This is a genomic window from Sphaerisporangium sp. NPDC049003 (assembly GCF_043197795.1).
In the GTDB taxonomy this organism is placed as follows: Bacteria; Actinomycetota; Actinomycetes; order Streptosporangiales; family Streptosporangiaceae; genus Sphaerisporangium.
Map to the genome: position 1 here is coordinate 23,736 of NZ_JBICTU010000050.1, position 15,436 is coordinate 39,171.

Here is a 15,436-nt window from a genome sequence, read left to right on the forward strand (position 1 = left end):
TCATCGGACGAGTTCCACACTGAAGGGAGGAGGAGGCGGCACGATGCCCGAGACACGGACGGCGGCATCCGAAGAGACGGTCCCCGTCGAGGAGTACGAAGCCTACTGCGCGGTCGAACACCAGCTCGGTGTCCTCTTCCGGCGTTCCCGCGCGCTGTCCGCCGAGATGGGGCGCGCGGTGCACCCGGAGCTGGAGCCGGGGGCGTACGGGATCCTCGTGCGCATCGGGGAGGCCGCTCCGGCCCGTTCCAGCGAGCTCGCCGCCTACTTCGGCGTCGGCAAGGCGACGATCAGCCGCCAGCTGAAGGTGCTGGAGGAGCTGCGGCTCATCGGGCGCCAGCCCGACCCGCTGGACGGCCGCGCCCACCTGCTCGATCTCACGGAAGAGGGGCGCCAGCGGCTCGACCGCGCGCGCTCGGCGCGGCAGCAGCGCTTCTACGCGCTGCTCGGCACCTGGCCGCGCGATGACGTGCGGCTGCTGGGCCAGATGCTCGCCCGGTTCAACGCCCTGGAGTAGGAACGCCGACGTGAGCCGTCCCTCGTTCCGAGGCGGCTGACTCGGACGTACCCTTTTACGGGTTATCTCAGGTCATAATCCTTGTGTCATGGTTCGGCTACGGGTTCTCGGTCCCCTCCACGCGAGCGTCGACGGCCGCGCGGTCTACCTCGGTACGGCGAGGCAGCGCGCGGTGGTGGCGCGGCTCGTCTGCGAGGGGGGCCGGGTGGTGTCCACCGACCGGTTCATCGAGGATCTCTGGCAGGGGCATCCGCCTCCCAAGGCGCTGGCCGCCCTGCAGGTCTACGTCTCCAACCTGCGCCGCGTCCTCGAACCCGGGCGGCGTCCGAGGACCCCGCCGTCCGTGCTGGTCAGCGCCGTGCCCGGCTACCTCCTGCACCTGGATTCCGACGATGTGGACGCCTGGCGGTTCTCCCGCCTGCTCGACGCCGGAGCCACCCGCCTCGCCGCAGGCGCGTACGGCGAGGCCTCCACGCTGATCGACGAGGCGCTCGGCCTGTGGCAGGGACGGCCCTTCGGCGAGTTCGCCGACGAGGAATGGGCCGCGGCCGAGGCGGCGCGGCTTGAGGAGCTCCACCTGATGGCCGTCGAGTACCGCGCGGAGGCGCACCTCGGGCTGGGGCGCCAGGCCGAGGCCGTCCTCGACCTCGAAAGCCATGTACGGGCGCACCCGCTGCGGGAGAACGCCGTCCGGCTGCTCGCCCTCGCCTACTACCGTTCGGGCAGGCAGGGGGAGGCGCTGGCCGTGCTCCGCAGGGTCAGGGAGACCCTCGCGGCCGAGCTGGGAGTCGACCCCGGCCCGGCGCTGCGCGCGCTGGAAGCCGACGTCCTGGCCCAGGCCGCCTCGCTGGAGTTCCAGCAGGTCGTCCCGACGCCTCCGGTACGGCCCGCCGAGCTCGCCCCCGAGGGGCCGGCGACCCCCCGGGCACAGGCCGTCCCCATGATCGGGCGCGCCGGTGAGCTGGCCAGGCTGGAGGAGATCGCACGGGCGCCGGCGGGTTTCCAGATGGTCTGGGTCGCCGGTGAGGCGGGCTCCGGGAAGACCACGCTGGTCGAGGCACTGGCGGCCCGCATGGAGCGGAAGGGCGGCCTGGTCGCGTTCGGCCGCTGCCCGGAGACGGGCGGCGGCGCCCCTCCCGCGTGGGCGTGGAGCGAGGTCCTGCGCCGCCTCACCGCCGAGCACCCTCCCCCCGGGGACCTCGCGGTACGGCTGGCGCCGCTGCTGACCGACGACGGGGCGTCCACCCAGCAGTTCCTGCTGGCACGGGCCCTCGGCGAGTACCTCGCGAGCGTCGCGGCGGTCGCCCCGGCGCTGGTGGTCATCGAGGACGCCCACCGGGCCGACAGCGAGACGCTGCACCTGCTGAGGTACCTCGCGGTCCCCTCGACGCCGGTGCTGGTCGTGGCGACCTACCGGCCCGCCGAGGCCGAGGCCGACCTCGCCGCCACGCGCGCGGCCCTCGCCGCGCGCACCGCCGCGCATCTGGACCTGCCGGGGCTCACCGAGGAGGAGGTGGCCCGCCTGCTCCTTGATCGTTCCGGGGTCAGGGTCGACGCCGCCACCGTGCGCACCGTCACCGAGCGGACGGGGGGCAACCCGCTGTTCGTCTGCGAGACCGCCCGGCTGGTGGCCACCGACGGGCCCGCCGCCGCGCACGCCCTCCCGCCCGGCGTCCGGGACCTGATCCGCCGCCGTATCGCGAGGCTGCCGGCCACCGCGCAGACCACGTTGCGCGACGCGGCGATCATCGGAAGGGACGTCGACGTCGACGTGCTGATCGCCATGCACGGCGACGAGGACACCGTGCTGGCCGGGCTGGAGGCGGGGGTGCTCACCGGACTGCTGGCAGAGCCGAGTCCCGGCCAGGTCCGCTTCACGCACGTCCTGGTCCGCGAGACGCTGTACGAGGACACCGCGAGGATCCGCCGTGCCCGGCTCCACGGGCGCGTGCTGGACGCGCTGGAGCACGTACGCCCGGACGACGTCGCGGGGCTCGGGCACCACGCGCTGGCCGCCGCGACCAGCCGTACGGCTCGCGAGGCCGCGCGGTACGCCGCCGCGGCGGCGCGGCGGGCGGCCGGCCTCCACGCCCACGACGAGGCGGCGCGGCTCCTCCAGGAGGCGCTCGACCTGCCGCTCGACGACGATCACCTGCGCCTGGACCTGCTGTGCCGGCTCATCTCCGCGCGGGCGCACGCCGGGAACGTGGTGGGAGCGCTGGAGAGCAGGGCGGAGGCGCTGGCCGTGGCCCGCCGGGGCGAAGACCCCGAGGCGGTGGCGCGCGCCCTCACGGCGTACGACGCGCCGGTGACGTACACCATCCAGCTCGACCGCCGCGCCGACCACGACATGGTCGCGGTGATCGAGGAGGCCGTCCTGCAGGCCGGTGAGACGACGCGGTGCCGGCTGCTGGCGGCCCTCACCTTCGAGCTCGAAGGACACGACGCCGCCCGCACCGAGGCGGCGTCGGCGGAGGCGGTCAAGATCGCCCGGCACGTCGGTGACCCCGAGCTGCTGTGCGTCGCGCTCAACGCCCGCTACTTCACGGTGCTGCATCCGCAACGCCGCGCGGAGCTGGAGGAACTGGGCCGTGAGCTGGTCGAGACGGGCGCCCGCCACGGGCTGCTCGGCTACCAGATGCAAGGTCACCACGCCCTGTTCATGGTGGCACTCGGCCGCAACGACCTCGCGACCGCACGGCGTCACGCCGACCGCGCGGTGGAGTACTCCACCAGCGGCCAGCTCGGCCTCGCGCTGGCCGTCCTGGCGTTCTTCGACGCGATCGTGCTGCTGATCAGGGGCGAGTTCGACGAGGCGGAGCGGTCGTACGAGGCCGTCGTCCGCCGGATGTACGACTCCGGCGGCGTCAACGCGCTGCTTCTCGGCGTCGCCGGACGGTTCGTCATACGGCTCGCCCGGGGCGACGCGCGGGACTCCGTCGCCGAGCTGCGGGAGTCGCACGCGCACCTGCCCGGGGAGGTGTCCGAGATGCTGACCAGGGCTCTGGTCGCCGACGACCGGCTCGACGAGGCCCGCGAGGTCTGGCAGCCCCGCTGGGACGTGCCGAGGGACTTCTACTGGCTGTTCCGGATGAGCCTGCGCGCGGAGAACGCCGTCGCCCTCGGCGACACGGCGGTCGCCGAGGAGTGCTATGAGGATCTGCGGCCGTGGGCCGGGGAGCTGGGCGGGCTCCACTGCGGGTCGGTCACGCTCGGGCCGGTCGCCCACATGTTGGGCGACCTGGCCACGCTCCTGGGCCGTGCCGGCGCCTCGGCCGGGCACTACGCGCAGGCGGTCCGGGTCGCCGAGCAGGTCGGCTCCCCGCACTGGGCCGAACGCGCGCGGCGGGCCTCGGCACGTACGGGCCGGACGGCGCCGCCCGGAGACTGACCTCGCTCAGGGGCGCGTGATCAGACGGTGGCGAGGGGTCCGCGCGTGATCAGACGGTGGCGAGGGGTCCGAAGATCAGGCGCTGGCGGCGGCGGTGCGGCCTCCGGGTGAGCGCCAGCATCACCGACAGCACCGGGCCCGCGATCTTCTTGAGCTGCGCGAGCTCTTCCGGCCTGGCGTACTGGGCGATGCGCGGCAGGTCGAAGGCGGCGTCCCCGCCCTTGCGCACCGCGGTCTCGACGGTGAGCCAGTCGGACACCGAGACGTACTTCTCGATGATCGGGAAGATGGTCCGCTCCTCCTCCTCGATGTGCTCGTCGAGGAGGTCGGCGAGGGTTCCGAGCAGGGTCGCGAGCCGCCCGGCCGGCGTGCGGTCGATCAGGAACGCGGCGGCGGACGCGCGAAGCTCGTCCAGCAGGGGGTCGAGCTGGGAGTGGTCGTCGGACAGGTCGGAGAGGTCGACGGCGGCACCCGCGGAGCGCTCCAGCACCGGCCAGAGGACCTTGTCCTCCATCGCGTGGTGGTGGTGGATGCCATCGCACAGCTTGGTGATGAACGTGGAGATCGCGGTGGCCCTGACCCGGTCGCATGACTGCCGCGCGGCGGCGATCTCGGTGGTCACGGCGGCCAGGCGGCGGGTGTCGCCTCGCATGGCGCGGTGGGTGATGCGGAATCCCAGCGTGTCGGGAGTGTCGGTCCTGTGAGGCATGATGCTTCCTTGCCGGAGTCGTGTACCTGTCTTCGCCCAGCGTGCTCGGGGGCACTTAGGGCTTTCTTGGAACTGACTTAGGCGATGGCCTTGGGATTCGGCGGTACGCCGGTCGCGGAGCGCGTGGCCGTGGTACGCAGGTACGTGGCCGCGGTGCGAAGGCACAGGTGAGGCCCGTGGTGCCATAGCGATCCGTGTTATTTCGAGAAACGGATGTTGATTGGGCATACTCTGTGCCGCTATGGAGACGCGCTGGGTGGGGCCGGACGGCTACGAGATCACAGCCGCGACGTGCGGCGATCACCAGGTTCTCCGGCTCAGGCGGCACGGGGAGCTCGTCGCCGACTGCTTCTCCGTCGACGAGCTGCGCCGCTTCGTGGACCTCGCCGATCTGTGCGAGGTGATCACCGTGCCGTTCGGCAGGCGTGCACCGCGTCGTCGGCAGGAGGCTCTCCGGTAGGTCCACAGGCCCGTGACCGGGCGCGTCTCTGGAGAGTCCACGGATGGGCGTTCTGATTCGCATCGGTCGCGGGGTCCGTGTATGGTTACACCTGTCCGCAGCGCGGCGCGGTAACGCGAAACGCGAGCGAGACCGGCCCCTTTAGCTCAGTCGGCAGAGCGTCTCCATGGTAAGGAGAAGGTCTACGGTTCGATTCCGTAAAGGGGCTCGACAGCGTAAATGCCCTCTCCCGGATTCCGGGGTGGGGCTTTTCGCTTGTGGGTATCCGACCGTGCTCACCAGTCCGCCTGTAAATAGGGGAAGTGTAGGGGCCCAGCGATCAGGCATACTTGGAGCACCTAGCCCAGATCGGGCACGCGAATCCGCGTGCGCGATCGTCGTACAGGTCAGGTATCCTTTCGAGGCCGGACGAGTTGCCGGCCCTGAGGCGGAGTAGCTCAGTCAGGCAGAGCAAGCGGCTCATAATCGCTGTGTCGCCGGTTCAAGTCCGGCCTCCGCTACTACCCTGCCGGGTCCCCCTGTAAAGGGAGACCAGGTTCGGGTTGTCCATGTGTCCCAAACGTAGAAAGGCACTCCCACGTGGCTGCCACCGACGTTAGGCCGAAGATCACGCTGGCCTGCCAGGAGTGCAAGCACCGCAACTACATCACGCGGAAGAACCGGCGTAACGACCCGGACAGGCTTGAGCTGAAGAAGTACTGCCCCAACTGCAAGTGCCACCGTCCTCACCGCGAGACGCGCTAAGCGCCATCGCGGGCCGCACCGACCCGATCGGGCGGGCCTTCGCGCGCCAGGGCATGGTGGTCCCCGAGCACCGGGGCGCCTTCAGCAGCACTTCGGCATTTTCGCGCGACCGGCGTTCTCCCTAGAGAGCGCCGGTTTGTCGCGTCCGGAAACCGGTCATGTCCTCCAAGGATGGGCGACGACCGGCCCGCACGGGTTCGGAAGCGGGGCGGGCTAGTGTTCTCCCAACCGGCGGGGGCGCGAGCCGTACGGCCCGGATCATCGATCCATCGACGACGGCCGGACATCGTCCTGTTACCGTCGGGGCTCCGCAGCTCTGCGTTCCGAAAGGGCACCGGCACGATGGCTTTGAACCGTGATTTCGTCGGACGAACCTATCCGGCGTCCACCTCCTACGAGGTGGGCCGCGTCAAGATCAGGGAGTTCGCGGCCGCGATCGGCGACCACAACCCGATATACCGCGATCCCGAGGCCGCCAGGGCAGCGGGTCACCCCGACGTCGTCGCCCCGCCGACCTTTCCCATCGTGTTCAGCCTCTCGGGCGCCGGTGAGGCGCTCGCCGACCCCGAGCTCGGCCTCGACTTCGCCATGGTCGTCCACGGTGAGCAGCGGTTCGAGTACGACCGCCCGATCTACGCCGGCGACGAGCTGCACTGCGTCTCGACGATCAGCGAGATCCGCAGCGTCGGCCGCAACGAGCTCCTGACGGTCACGAGCGAGGTCTCGACCGTCGACGGCGAGCCCGTCTGCAGGACCTACAACACCATCATCGAGCGCGGAGGGGCGGCGTAACCGATGACCGCGACCGTGAAGTACGACGAGGTCGAGGTCGGCCACCAGATCCCGGCCGTCGACTACCCCGTCCACCGCGTCAACCTGGTGATGTACGCCGGAGCCTCCGGCGACTTCAACCCGATCCACTGGAACGAGCGGTACGCCAAGGCCGTCGGCCTGCCCGACGTGATCGCGCACGGCATGTTCACGATGGCCGAGGCCGGCCGGTTCGTCACCGACTGGGCCGGGGACCCCGGGGCGCTGGTCGACTACGGCGTCCGGTTCTCGTCCATGGTGGTCGTCCCCGACAACGACGACGGCGCCGTGATCACGGTGAGCGGGGTCGTCGAGGACAAGCTCGACGACAACCGCGTGGTGATCGCCCTGACGGCGAGGTCCGGCGACTCCCGGGTGCTCTCCAAGGCCCGCGCGACCGTCCGGCTCGCCTGAACCCTCCTACGGCTCACGGGCCCGGCGCTCCACCTGGAGCGCCGGGCCCGAATGCTCGCCGCCCAGGTGGGTAGTGGGGCAGCGTGAACGAAGCACCGAAGCACACAAGCGAACGCGATGGTCACAAGCTCGCGCCCACGGCGGACCACGGCATCGAGACGGACTCGGGGACCGAGGACATGGTCGCGTCACAGGTGCTGTGGGACTCCAGCCTGGCGGCGTCGAGACTGGACGAGGCGATCGGCGCCGCCGAGGCCGCGAGGGACGACGACCAGGCGCCGTCCGTGCCCCAGGGGGACCCGCCCGCCCACCAGGAGCGGCATGACGACCACCACGACGACGCCGGCCCGGAGCACGGCGAGAAGGTGTCCCGCCGGACCCATGAGCGCGCCCAGGAGCTTCGCCGTCCCCACCGCAACCGTTGAGCGCCGCGGTCCGGGGGCGGCTCCTCTAGGCTGAGTGCCGGCGCGCGGTGCTCGCGCGCCTGATCGTAGGTGCTGGGGCGTGCTGGGGAAGGTGCATGGCTGACCGTGTGGCAGGTGTGCGGCTCGCGCCGTACACCACGTTGAGAGTGGGCGGGGCGGCCCGCGCCTTCGTGGAGGCCCGTACGGGCGAGGAGCTCGTCGAGCTGGTGGCGCGGGCCGACCGCGCCGGTGAGCCCGTGCTCGTCCTCGGGGGCGGCAGCAACCTGGTGGTCTCCGACGAGGGCTTCGACGGCCTGGTGGTGCGGGTCTCCTCGCGCGGGGTCGACGTCCGCGACGAGGGAGACCGTGTCGTGGTGACCGCGCAGGCGGGGGAGGACTGGGACGCCCTGGTGGCCCGCGCCGTGGCCGAGGGCTGGTCCGGGATCGAGTGCCTGTCGGGCGTTCCGGGCCTGGTCGGGTCGACCCCGATCCAGAACGTCGGCGCGTACGGGCAAGATGTCTCGCAGACCGTCGTCGGCGTCCGCGCCTACGACCGGCGGGCGGGCGAGCTGCTCGACCTCGACGCCGGGCGGTGCGGGTTCGCCTACCGGCACAGCGCCTTCAAAGATGATCTCGCCCGTTACGTCGTGGTGTCCGTGACCTACGCGCTGGAGAAGTCCGAGAAGTCCGGGCCCGTCGCCTACAAGGAGCTGGCGGCGAAGCTGGGCGTGGAGATCGGCGGCAGGGTCGCCCTGCACGAGGCCCGTACGGCCGTGCTGGAGCTGCGCCGAAGCAAGGGCATGGTCCTCGACGCCGCGGACCCCGACACGTGCAGCGCCGGTTCGTTCTTCACCAACCCCGTGCTCGACGGGCCGCAGGCGGCTGAGCTGGAGCGCAGGGCTCCGGGGTTCCCCCGCTGGGACATGCCCGGGGGGGCCGTCAAGGTGCCCGCCGCGTGGCTCATCGAGCACGCGGGCTTCCCCAAGGGATACCGGCGGGGCCCGGCGCGCATCTCCACCAAGCACACGCTCGCCCTGACCAACCCGGGCGGGCTCCGGGTCACCGGCTTCCCGAGCGACCCCGAGGCCCTGGGCTCGATGCCCGAGGGGGAGCCCGCCGGGCCTTCGCCGTCCTCGTGCGACGGCCCCGCGACGGCGGCCGATCTGCTGGCGCTGGCCAGGGAGGTCAAGGACGGCGTCGAGGCGAAGTTCGGGGTCACCCTCGTGAACGAGCCCGTGATGGTCGGCCTCCGGCTCTGAGGCCGGCCTCAGACGAGCGCCTCGGCGATGAGGACGACGCCGAAGACCGCGAACGCGGCGGCGGCGGCGTACCGGATGACCTTCTCGGGCAGGTGCTTGCCGAGCATCCGGCCGACGACGATGGCCAGGGCGTCTGCGGCGACCATGCCCACCGTGGAGCCGATCCACGTGCCGAACCATCCATGCTGCGTGGCGAGGGTGATCGTGGCGAGCATGGTCTTGTCGCCCAGCTCGCTGAGGAAGAACGCCACGGTCACGGCGATCAGGGCGCTGCGCGTGGTGCGCTCGGCCTTCCGCGACTCCTCGTCGCTCAGCTCGTCGCCGCGAAGGGTCCAGAGCGCGAAGAACAGGAACGCGACGCCCGCGACGATCGCGATGGCGGTCTTCGGGAGCGCGTCGCCGATGAGGCCGCCCAGCCCGACGCTGAAGAGGTGCACCACGGCCGTCGCGATGGTGATGCCGGCGAGCACCGGCCAGGGCTTGAACCTCGTGGCGAAGGTCATGGCCATGAGCTGGCTCTTGTCACCCAGCTCGGCCACGAAGATGACGCCGAGACTGATCCAGAACGCTTCCACAGGGGGGTCGCCCTTCCTTGTCGCGCGACCGGGCTGGAAGCGAGCACCACGGGGAGTTTCGGGGTACGTCGACCTCGGCCCGGCAGCGTGTTCGTGCATGGCTGCCAAGCCGAAGGTCTCGTCCGCCCCGTGAACGAGGCCCGCGCGACCGGGCTTTCCGCCAGCATGTCGATCACGCGATTGGGACTACTCCCCTTCGGTGTTTCCACCCAACTCTAACGGATGGCCCAAGGACGTCATTCCGGCAAGGCGGGATCAGGTGAGGAGGGAGAGGCGGTGGGCCGCGGCGGCGGCCTCGCCGCGGGTGGAGACGCCGAGCTTGCCCAGGATGTTGGAGACGTGCACGCTGACCGTCTTGGCCGAGATGAACAGCTCGCCCGCGATGTCGCGGTTCGAGCGGCCCTGAGCCACCAGCCGGAGCACCTCCAGCTCCCGTGGCGTCAGGTCGGCCAGGACCGTCCCGTTCAGCCCGGTTCCCGCCGAGGCGCCGGGACCCGCTCCCGCGGAGCCGCTGTGCCCCACCCCGGCAAGGCCGTTCCGGGTGGCCCCGGCCAGGCCGTTCTCCCCGCCCTCGATGGAGACCGCGGCCAGCGTGGTGCCGACGCGGCGAGCCAGTGCCTCGATCTCGGTGAGGAGCGGGCGGGCCCCGAGCGCGTGCGCGATGGGATACGCCTCGCGCAGCCGTACGGACGCCCCGTCCCGGTCGCCGGTCCTGGCCACCGCCGCGGCGGCCTGCGTGAGGGACCTGGCGCGGGGGTGGGGCCGCCCGAGGCGTCCCCAGGCGGCGGCGGCCTCGTCGAATTCGCCGCGGCTCATCAGCCGGTAGGCGTCGGCGATCGGGCCGTCAGACGTCATGCCGGGCGCCAGCGAATCCGCCTTGGCCCGTACCGCCGCCGCGATCTCGGGAGCGGCGATCGCGGCCGCCTCGCAGACCAGCCGGCTCTGGGCGAGGGACCGCCATCCGAGCATGGGCTTGCTGGAGTGCGGCGTGGTGGAGATCGACAGAATGTGCTCGGTCGCCTTGAGCGCGTCGACCGGCTCGCCGCGCAGCAGGCGGAACTCGATCAGGAGGCGGGTGTTGGTCATCCACTCCTGGGCGAACTCGCTGAGCTCGCCGCCGTGCAGGGCGCCGACCTCGATGAGGATGCGCTCCAGGAGATCGACCTCGCCCCTCGCCGCGGCGACGTCACCCCGGACCCGCAGCAGGTGGCCGCGGATCCTCGGGATGGGGCCGCTGGCGAGGGCCTGCTCGATGGCCTCGACCGCTTCGTCCCAGCGGCCGAGTGCCTCCAGCGCCTCCGCGCGGTTGTTGGCCATGAACGCCCCGCTGACGCGGTAACGGCCGTACTTTCTGGATTTGGCCTCGCCGTCCAGCGCGAGTTGCACGGCCTGCTCGGAACGGCCGAGGTTGTTGAGCGCGTCGACGTTGTTCGCCATCGCTCGCAGCACGATGCGTCCCGAGCGGACGCTCTTGCCGATCTCCATCGCGCGCTCGTTGGTGAGGAGCGTCGCCTCCAGGTCGCCCTCCAGGGACTGCCCGAGGGCGAGGTTGGTCAGCAGCTCGGCCTCCTGGCACAGGTCGCCGATCTCGCGGGCGATGCGCAGCGCCTCCCGGGTGAGCTCGGTGCCCTCCACCGTCTCGTTGATGAACATCAGCCACGAGCTCAGCCTCGTGAGCACCTGGACCCGGGCGGGACCCGGGACGGGAACCAGCCGCTCGGCGTAGCGGAGGTCGTCGAGCCCTCCACGCCTGCCCTTGTCACTCTTGAGCTGCGCCCGGCGGACGAGGAGCTGGGCGACGCGTTCCGCGTGGGTGGTCTCGTCCAGCTCGGCCAGGGCGCCCTTGACGAACTTCAGGCCACGGTCGGTGTCGCCACTGATGACGGCCGCCTCCGACGCCAGCTCCAGGACCGTGGTGTGGTCGACGCCGATGCGTTCCGGGGCGTCCGGCACCCGGTCCCAGAGCGAGAGCACACGTTCGAGGAGCTGGATCTGCTCGGTGTAGGCGAACGCCTTGGCGGCCTTGCCCGAGGCCTCCCACGCGGAGATGAGCGCCCAGAGGTGGTCGCGCGCGGAGAACCAGTGGTGGGCGATCTCGATGGCGGCCCGTCCGGGCGGCACGAGCCCGCGGTCGCGGTCGATCTCCTCGGCGAACCGCGCGTGGATGCGGTTGTGCTCGCCCGGGAGCATCTCGTCGTGCACCGCCTCGCGGATCAGCGAGTGCCGGAAGACGTACGCCCGGCCGTCGGCCACCTGGATGACGTTGCCGGCGATGGCGGGGCGGAGCGCGTTCTCCAGGTCGACGTCGGACAGGTCGGTGACCGAGGCGAGGAGCTCGTGGCCGACGCGGTTGCCGCCGGCCGCCGCGATGCGGAGCACCCGCTGGGTCTCCTCGGGCAGCCGCTCGACCGAGCCGATGATCAGATCCTGGAGGGACTCGGGGACGCTGCAGTCGTCTTCACGCTCCATCAGCGCCTCGACGAACAGCGGGATGCCCTCGCTCCGCTGGTAGACCTTCTTCACCAGGGCGAACTCGGGGACGTCTCCCTTTATCCCGGCGATCTGCGCGGCGACCTCGCTCTCGCTGAGCCGGGGCAGGTCGAGCCGTACGACGCCTTCGAGCCGGCTGAGCTCGGCGAGCACCGGGCGCAGGGGGTGCTGGCGGTGCAGCTCGTCGGAGCGGTAAGTCATGATCATGAGGACCGGGGCGGTCCTGAGGTTCCGGCTGAGGAAGGCGATCAGGTCACGGCTGGAGCGGTCGGCCCAGTGGATGTCCTCGATGACGAGGATCACCGATTGACGCTCGGCGAGGCGTTCGAGGAGGGTGAGGAACTGCTCGAAGAGACGGGCCCTGCCCGTCTCGGTCTCCTTGTCGCCGCTCGGCTCGCCGAACTCGGGCAGCAGTCGCGCGAGATCGCGGGCGGCGCCGTCGGGGAGCAGCGCGGCGACCTCCGTGGCGCCCATCTCCTTGACGAGCTGGCGGAGGGCGGCGGTGAAGGGCGCGTAGGCGAGGCCTTCGGTGGAGAGCTCCACGCACCCGCCGACGAGGACGTGCGCCCCCGTACAAGCGGCATCCTCGGCGAACCGGGTGACCAGGCGGGTCTTGCCGCCACCGGCCTCGCCTCCGAGCAGCACGGCGGCCGCGGCCTGTTTGCGTGCCTGCTCGAAAGCCTCGGAAAGTATTCCCAGCTCGGCTTCCCGCCCCACGAAAACGGGACTCACCATCCGACCCACCATGTCTGCAAGCATGTCACGCCCTATGGCAGCGTTCGCCTTGTTTATCCGTTGGCTCAAGTGGACTGTGAGGCCCGCTCGGCAGGAGCGGCAGGGGCCCTGGGCAGGCGTTATACGGTCCTGGCGGCCTGTGTGGCCCGCGGCAGGCGGTCCGGTCAGGGGGGCTGAGGTGCCCGGCCGGGAGGGAGGTTCCGGCCGGGCATCACCACCCGGGTTCTCTCGCGCCCGAGGTGGGCGGGTCCCGGACTCCCCGGCCCGGCCTGGGCGCTCCCCGGGGTGATCCGGGGAGTCGCCCGCCAGGACTCGGGTCGTCCCGGGCTCCAGGGGTTCGCGCGGTCCGTCCCACGGTGGCGGCGGGGGGCGCGAAGAGCCCGGATCAGGGCGGTCACGAGGTACGGAGCTTGCCGAAGGCCGCACGCAGGCGACGCTGCGAGCCGCGCTCCGGGCTCTTCCTTCCCTGCGTGGCCTGGCGGGCCCGGCGGTGGTCGCTGGCCTCTTCCCGCAGTTCCGCCACTCGGTTGACGATGAGCTGGTAGTGAATCTCGGGACCCATTCGGGTGGCTCCTTGAGGTAGTTCCGCTGATACCTCAAGAATCCGGCTAAGGCGGTCACTCCCACATCGGGCGGATGCCTTATCTCCTGAGCCCCCTTCGGCCTAGGACCGCCCAGGACCCCCGCATTGTGCCCTAGACGGGCCGGTCCGCCGCCTCAGGCCGGTGTCGGGGGGCAGGGGATGGGCCGCGGCCGGGCGCAGCGCGTCGAGCAACAGGGACAGGTAGCGCCGCCAGCCGGCGGCGGGCCGTTCCGCCGTCCTCAACGTGGAGACCAGCATGAACACCAGCCGGGGCAGGTCGTCGCGGTGCAGGTCGGCCCGTACGAGCCCGGCTTGCTGGGCGCGCTCGACCAGGGCGGCGAGGGCGGCGAAGAACCGGGACTCCAGGCCGGAGGTGAGGGCCGCCGGGTCTCGGGCGGCCTGGAGGATGCCGAACTCCTCGGCCGCCAACGCGAGGGCGGCCTCCAGCACGGTCACCATGCCGCGCCAGGGATCCTCGTCGGCGAGGGCCCTGGTGATCGCGGGCTCGACCCGCTCGGCGTAGCAGGACTCCAGCACGGCCTGGATGAGCTCTTCCTTGCTGGGAAAGCGCCGGTAGAGGGTGGCGACGCCCACCCCTGCCCGCCTGGCCACCTCGTCGAGCGGGACGTCGAGGCCCGACTCGGCGAAGGCACTGCGGGCCGCGCGCACGAGCCGCTCGGCGTTGCGCGCCGCGTCGGCTCGGAGAGGCGGCCGGCTGGTGCTCATCTTCGAGAGCCTAACAGGTGATAGTCAACTATCACTTGTGGTAGAGTCATGGTCGCGGTTACCCAGAGTGAAATACGCGTTAAGGCTTGGCTGCCAGCACCCACTCTCACCGGAAGGAACCGGTCGATGACCGAGACTCCGCTCGCGCCGACCCACATCAGGCGAGACCGCTTCGATCCCGTTCCCGAGCTGGCCCGGCTGCGTGCCGACGAGCCGGTCAGTCGCGTCGAGCTCTTCGGCCGCAGCGCCTGGCTGCTCACGCGGTACGAAGACGTGCGCGAGGTGCTGGGAGACGCCACGCGGTTCAGCAACAGGATGCGGGCCCCCTTCGGCCTGCCCGCGGCGGACGCCGACGGGAACATCCCGGAGACCCCGCGGGTGGTCTCGGGGGTGCTCATCGGCTACGACCCGCCCCACCACACCAGGTTGCGCCGCCTTCTCACGCCCGAGTTCACCATGCGGCGCATGCGCAGGCTGGAGCCGCGCATCGAGGCCATCGTGGCCGAGCACCTCCAGGCGATGGAGGACGCCGGCTCCCCGAGCGACCTCGTGAAGTCGTTCGCGCTGCCCATCCCCTCGCTGGTGATCTGCGAGCTGCTCGGCGTGCCGTACGCCGACCGTGAGGGCTTCCAGCGCCGCAGCAACGCCCGATTGAACGTCTTCCTCGACCTTGAGGCCAGGGCCGCCGCCCTGGCGGAGTCCCAGGCGTACATGGGTGAGCTTGTGAAGCGGCAGCGGGCGAACCCCGGCGACGACATGATCGGCATGCTGGTGCGCGAGCACGGCGACGCGATCGACGACGCCGAGCTGGTCGGGGTCGCCGACCTGCTGCTGCTCGCCGGCCACGAGACCACCTCCAACATGCTCGGTCTCGGCACCCTGCTGCTGCTCCTCGACCCTGACCGGCTCGCCGCGATGCGCGACGGCGACGACGTCGACCCGATGGTGGAGGAACTGCTGCGCTACCTGTCCATCGTGCACACCGTGGTCCCGCGCACCGCCAAGGAAGACGTCGTGCTGTCCGGCCAGGTGATCAAGGCGGGTGAGACGCTGATCCTCTCCATCCCCGCGGCCAACCGCGATCCTTCGCTCGGGGACGACCTCGACCGGTTCGACCCGTCCCGTGACGCGGGTCCCCACCTCGCCTTCGGGCACGGCATCCACCACTGCCTGGGGGCGCCCCTGGCCCGCATGGAGCTGCGCATCGCCTTCCCCGCGCTTCTCCGCCGGTTCCCCGGGCTGCGGCTGGCCGTGCCGGTCGAGGAGGTCCCCTTCCGGTCGTTCTCGGTCGTCTACGGCGTGGAGTCCCTGCCCGTGGCCTGGTGATTCCGCGATTCACCTGATGAGCCACCTCCCGGCGCCGGACTGGGCGGTGGCTGTGGGCGACATTTGCTGAAATGTCGTACGTCCTCTCGGCTGATGGCCCGGTTTGGCACAATCACGCTGGTCGGCGATGCTGGTGAGGTGTCAACACTGACGACTTCGCTCGCGGAGATCGCGTCATCGAACGCGGCCCTGCGAGCATTTCTGCATGGTCTTCCCGGCGTCGATCGCGTGGGCGCTGATCAGCGTGCCGCGATGCTGGGTACCCGTTCGATCAAGACGACCGCCAAGGCGCG

Annotated in this window: 14 protein-coding genes, 2 tRNA genes and 1 pseudogene; 12 read left to right on the forward strand and 5 right to left on the reverse strand. The window is 71.2% G+C overall.

The annotated features are described in order from the left end of the window. Positions 1-43 precede the first annotated feature (43 nt). Both ACGFIV_RS34305 and ACGFIV_RS34310 read left to right on the forward strand, forming a co-directional pair. On the forward strand, positions 44-517 hold the full coding sequence (locus ACGFIV_RS34305; protein WP_358553940.1) for a MarR family transcriptional regulator: 474 nt from the start codon (positions 44-46) through the stop codon (positions 515-517). An 88-nt stretch (positions 518-605) separates the two neighbouring features. Further along, positions 606-3,908, forward strand: a complete 3,303-nt coding sequence (locus tag ACGFIV_RS34310; protein ID WP_358553937.1) for a BTAD domain-containing putative transcriptional regulator — start codon at positions 606-608, stop codon at positions 3,906-3,908. Positions 3,909-3,957: 49 nt separating this feature from the next. Here ACGFIV_RS34310 and ACGFIV_RS34315 read toward each other — a convergent pair whose 3' ends face one another. After that, positions 3,958-4,617, reverse strand: a complete 660-nt coding sequence (locus ACGFIV_RS34315; RefSeq protein WP_358553934.1) for a hemerythrin domain-containing protein — start codon at positions 4,615-4,617, stop codon at positions 3,958-3,960. A gap of 241 nt (positions 4,618-4,858) precedes the next feature. Here ACGFIV_RS34315 and ACGFIV_RS34320 point away from each other — a divergent pair, with 241 nt between their 5' ends. The 8 genes from ACGFIV_RS34320 to ACGFIV_RS34355 all read left to right on the forward strand — a co-directional run bounded on the left by ACGFIV_RS34320 (position 4,859) and on the right by ACGFIV_RS34355 (position 8,708). After that, the gene (locus ACGFIV_RS34320) at positions 4,859-5,077 is read left to right on the forward strand and encodes a transposase (RefSeq protein WP_358553932.1); all 219 of its coding nucleotides are present in this window, start codon (positions 4,859-4,861) and stop codon (positions 5,075-5,077) included. A 135-nt stretch (positions 5,078-5,212) separates the two neighbouring features. Then, positions 5,213-5,285: transfer RNA gene (locus ACGFIV_RS34325), tRNA-Thr, on the forward strand. Between the two features lie 218 nt (positions 5,286-5,503). After that, positions 5,504-5,577: transfer RNA gene (locus ACGFIV_RS34330), tRNA-Met, on the forward strand. A 79-nt stretch (positions 5,578-5,656) separates the two neighbouring features. Continuing rightward, positions 5,657-5,821 carry a 50S ribosomal protein L33 gene (rpmG, locus tag ACGFIV_RS34335; RefSeq protein WP_114028158.1) on the forward strand — a complete coding sequence of 55 codons (165 nt, stop codon included), beginning with the start codon at positions 5,657-5,659 and terminating at the stop codon, positions 5,819-5,821. 342 nt (positions 5,822-6,163) lie between these two features. Then, a complete protein-coding gene (locus tag ACGFIV_RS34340) occupies positions 6,164-6,613 on the forward strand; it encodes a MaoC family dehydratase N-terminal domain-containing protein (protein WP_358553930.1) in 450 nt (149 codons plus the stop codon). Positions 6,614-6,616: 3 nt separating this feature from the next. After that, positions 6,617-7,045 carry a MaoC family dehydratase gene (locus tag ACGFIV_RS34345; protein ID WP_392839196.1) on the forward strand — a complete coding sequence of 143 codons (429 nt, stop codon included), beginning with the start codon at positions 6,617-6,619 and terminating at the stop codon, positions 7,043-7,045. 83 nt (positions 7,046-7,128) lie between these two features. Then, positions 7,129-7,470, forward strand: coding sequence for a hypothetical protein (locus ACGFIV_RS34350; protein ID WP_358560583.1), 342 nt, complete (start codon positions 7,129-7,131; stop codon positions 7,468-7,470). Positions 7,471-7,565: 95 nt separating this feature from the next. Further along, positions 7,566-8,708, forward strand: a complete 1,143-nt coding sequence (locus ACGFIV_RS34355) for a UDP-N-acetylmuramate dehydrogenase (RefSeq protein ID WP_392839198.1) — start codon at positions 7,566-7,568, stop codon at positions 8,706-8,708. A gap of 8 nt (positions 8,709-8,716) precedes the next feature. On the opposite strand, the gene ACGFIV_RS34360 is transcribed toward ACGFIV_RS34355, so the two are convergent. From ACGFIV_RS34360 to ACGFIV_RS34375, 4 genes are all read right to left on the reverse strand, one after another. After that, a complete protein-coding gene (locus ACGFIV_RS34360) occupies positions 8,717-9,283 on the reverse strand; it encodes a TMEM165/GDT1 family protein (protein ID WP_358560579.1) in 567 nt (188 codons plus the stop codon). A 255-nt stretch (positions 9,284-9,538) separates the two neighbouring features. Continuing rightward, positions 9,539-12,508, reverse strand: a complete 2,970-nt coding sequence (locus ACGFIV_RS34365; RefSeq protein WP_392839200.1) for an AAA family ATPase — start codon at positions 12,506-12,508, stop codon at positions 9,539-9,541. 394 nt (positions 12,509-12,902) lie between these two features. Beyond that, entirely contained in the window at positions 12,903-13,070 is a 168-nt protein-coding gene (locus ACGFIV_RS34370; protein ID WP_392839202.1) for a hypothetical protein, read from the reverse strand. A 102-nt stretch (positions 13,071-13,172) separates the two neighbouring features. Continuing rightward, the gene (locus ACGFIV_RS34375) at positions 13,173-13,817 is read right to left on the reverse strand and encodes a TetR/AcrR family transcriptional regulator (RefSeq protein ID WP_392839204.1); all 645 of its coding nucleotides are present in this window, start codon (positions 13,815-13,817) and stop codon (positions 13,173-13,175) included. A 126-nt stretch (positions 13,818-13,943) separates the two neighbouring features. On the opposite strand from ACGFIV_RS34375, the gene ACGFIV_RS34380 reads away from it, so the two are divergent. Together ACGFIV_RS34380 and ACGFIV_RS34385 are read left to right on the forward strand one after the other, a co-directional pair. Continuing rightward, positions 13,944-15,143: a cytochrome P450 gene (locus ACGFIV_RS34380; RefSeq protein WP_392839206.1), complete on the forward strand. Its 1,200-nt coding sequence runs from the start codon at positions 13,944-13,946 to the stop codon at positions 15,141-15,143. 93 nt (positions 15,144-15,236) lie between these two features. After that, a pseudogene (locus ACGFIV_RS34385) lies at positions 15,237-15,436 on the forward strand (hypothetical protein); the annotation flags it as partial.